At 38.0% G+C, this 3,030-nt stretch carries 3 protein-coding genes and 1 pseudogene; all 4 read right to left on the bottom strand.

Features of this window, described 5'->3' with window-relative positions; translation table 11 throughout:
* A pseudogene (locus Xbed_RS20795) lies at positions 1 to 88 on the bottom strand (IS1 family transposase); the annotation flags it as partial.
* A 251-nt stretch (positions 89 to 339) separates the two neighbouring features.
* Complete coding sequence (locus tag Xbed_RS18225) at positions 340 to 1,185, bottom strand: hypothetical protein (RefSeq protein ID WP_086114246.1); 846 nt, start codon at positions 1,183 to 1,185, stop codon at positions 340 to 342.
* 52 nt (positions 1,186 to 1,237) lie between these two features.
* Positions 1,238 to 2,869: a hypothetical protein gene (locus tag Xbed_RS20380; RefSeq protein ID WP_244182556.1), complete on the bottom strand. Its 1,632-nt coding sequence runs from the start codon at positions 2,867 to 2,869 to the stop codon at positions 1,238 to 1,240.
* A gap of 11 nt (positions 2,870 to 2,880) precedes the next feature.
* Positions 2,881 to 3,030 (bottom strand): PAAR domain-containing protein (locus Xbed_RS18215; RefSeq protein ID WP_208612276.1); only part of this gene is annotated, 150 nt, incomplete at its 5' end.

Genomic DNA, 3,030 nt, shown 5'->3' with positions numbered 1-3,030 from the left:
GAGGAAATCCGGCTTTACCTGTTCCGTGTTTGCGTACCGATTCGGTTTGGTGACAATACCGGCAAGCCACTTCTATCGTCACCGTCATTTTTAGACCCCTTTAAAAAATCATAAGAATACCACATTAACGCTTTGGAGTCATGATCCATGATCTTATAAGAATGAAAAATCAAGCATCTTCAATTACGATGGGTATATTAGTTTCTAATTAAAACAATAAACCACAAATGAGATGTGGGATATCAGATGACCGCTACTTTATTAATACCATTAAATTAAATCATAATTGTCAGGGTTGAAAAATACCTATTTTCAACCCTATTTATAATAGTTTAACGATTATCTCGCAATAACAACCTTTCCATCAATAATGGATAAGTATGGGCTATAAGTTGCTGTATCACCTGTTTTTTTATTATCCATCAATATAGGGGAGCGACCGAAAGCGCCTTCTTCAAGACGGAATAACCTTCCACTTTTATAGCTAACTAATTTTAATTTTTTCCATTCAGGATAAATTCTAATTGTATATAATTTATCATCAGTCAGTTCTTCAAAATTCATTGAATTAAAAAATATTCTGGGATTACTATCCTCAGCCATCGCCCATTCATCCCATGCGGGCTTACTCATTTTCCATAATTTATCGAGATCCTTATGTGCAAGTGTATTGATAATATCCTGATAGAAATTTTTAATTGCAGGGAGGTCATTTTCTGTTACCGGATGTGCTTTAGTCCACATCCAATCAGGTAACCCTCTAATAGAAAACCTTTTTTGCGCTTTATATAATCCGTCATCCTCTGGGTTTGTTGCCATGCCGGAGAATTCAAACTCTGATTTTCCATTACCAATTTTATTTGGTGATGTTACTGTATTACCATCTTTATCAACAGTCAATTTTATATGACCGATAATTTCATTAGTACCCGTCACCGATACTTTTTTTAAGGTTGCTTCACACCAAGCCTCAGGATCAAATTTATTTGACTTTATATCGTCTGATAGATCACTAAAAAGCAATGCTATAGTATTTGTACCATTTTCCAGAAATGCTGTTGCATTTAAGCCGCTGGATTGAATTCCATTACTGCCATTGTTATTATCCATCGCAGGCATGCCATTTATATCCACATAACAAAGGCTTTTGTTAGTATTCAATGAGAGTAAATATTTATATTCCATATTTGTTTTTCCTAATACATTATTAGCAGCAGTAGTAGTAAAAAAAAGAATACTAGCCCAAAGAAATCCTGTATGGCGATTTATCTTTAGGTAATGGTTCGTGAAAAATCCATTCTTTTTCTGCATTGCCTTTAACCCCTTTATTTTTCTGTCGTCTAGCGGTTCCGTTAGGAGAATTTTGTTTACCTACACCAAAAGCCAATTCTACATTTACCATCGCTTTTATACCATCATGGTAAAGTACCAAATCCAACACTTTTTCATTTTGGGAATTTGAGGCAACCCCAATCAGCGCCTTAGCGTCTGCCGTAGCAGTCGCATTAACATAGCCATTAATAATGCCGTAACGCACCCCTCCGCGGATATTGGCCTCGGCTTTAATGCCAAAGCCCACTTCGAATAGATCGTCTTTTTTAAACGCCCAATCACCTTTTTCATCCGATTCCCAACCAAATTTTACATTTAAATCGCCCTCAGTAATAAGATTTAATTCTGCACCTGCATAAGCACCATCTTCACCTTTTTTCACTTTTTCTTCATAGACTTCCCCTGCTTCACGAAGCAGAGCAACAGCGGTATTGATTTTAAAAGCCGCGGCGATAAGTTGGAGAACATCGAGCTTTAATGATAGTCCGAACAGCGGGGAAGCCGAAATTTCGGCACCAAATTTGCGATATAATTTAAAATCGTCATTATGAGAAAGTTCGTATTCGCCATGAATTTTCACTTCAGGATAGAGAACATCCAATTTCAGGATATTGAATTTATCACGGGGATGACCTGCGGTGAGGAAATTCGTGAATTTATCAATATTCTGTTTGAGCGAGTCAATGGTTTTTAAGCTATTTTTACTTTTCTTAAATTCCTTTTCTAATAAGGTTTTTTTCCATATTTGACTCGCGCCGCCTTTTTGCGTTTTAACGGATCCTTCAATAGAATAAGTATTCCTTACTTCATAACGTGTTGTGCCATTACGCCAGCCTCTGTATCCTCGCTGTCTTAGACCCTGTTCTCTATTCGTTTTACGTTGTTGTCTTTTTCTTTCTTCGTCTGTAAATTCATCCACTTCTTTATCAGCACTAAACGTCAAATCAACTTCTATCTTTTCCTGAGTCACTAAATAGATATTTGAGTTAAGCACCGTTCTTTTGCCACGGAGATAGGATAATACTTTGCCTATTCCAGACTGTGTTTCCTTTATTAGGGGTTTGTTCGAACATTCATCAACCAGAACTTGGTAATGTTGTTTCTCTATTCCCTCATAGAAGTCTTTGTCTAAGAAACGTTTTAAAACCATGAATGGACCGGGTATTAAAGTTAAAAAATCCTGTTCTGTTTTATCGTAAAACAGTTTTCCTTTGTACGTATTTTCTGGGGAAAACTGCGCAACAGGTTGGCCCTGTTCATTGAAGACATTACCAATTGGACATTCTGGATTATGGGAGATACAACCTTTACTGACCGAACTTAACTTAATTTCTACATTCGGTTTTTCTTCCTTAGGCCATTCATTCAGCGAGGTAAACGTTGTTTTTGGCACATCAAGCACATAATAGAGGGCTTGTGGGAACCAGGATTGGGTATAGCTGAATGTCTTATCCCCTAATGTAATATCAATCTTATGCGTACAATCATCCGGATTGTCACAATCACACAGTGCTGAACCTGCTTTTATTGACGTCATTTTTTATCTCCTTACCCAATATTCACACTGCCACCGCCAATCACAACACCGCCACAATCAATGGCATCCCCGGTTCGGGCGGCCGGTTTCCCCTCAATAAAGACGGAGCCGGAACCTCCGGCGATCGTCCGTGAATGTGACGCATGGGGAGCCAGTGCGTC

The sequence above is a fragment of the Xenorhabdus beddingii genome (genome assembly GCF_002127545.1).
Classification (GTDB): domain Bacteria; phylum Pseudomonadota; class Gammaproteobacteria; order Enterobacterales; family Enterobacteriaceae; genus Xenorhabdus; species Xenorhabdus beddingii.
The sequence above is the reverse complement of the archived record's forward strand: the minus strand, read 5'-3'. Positions and strand labels throughout refer to the sequence as shown.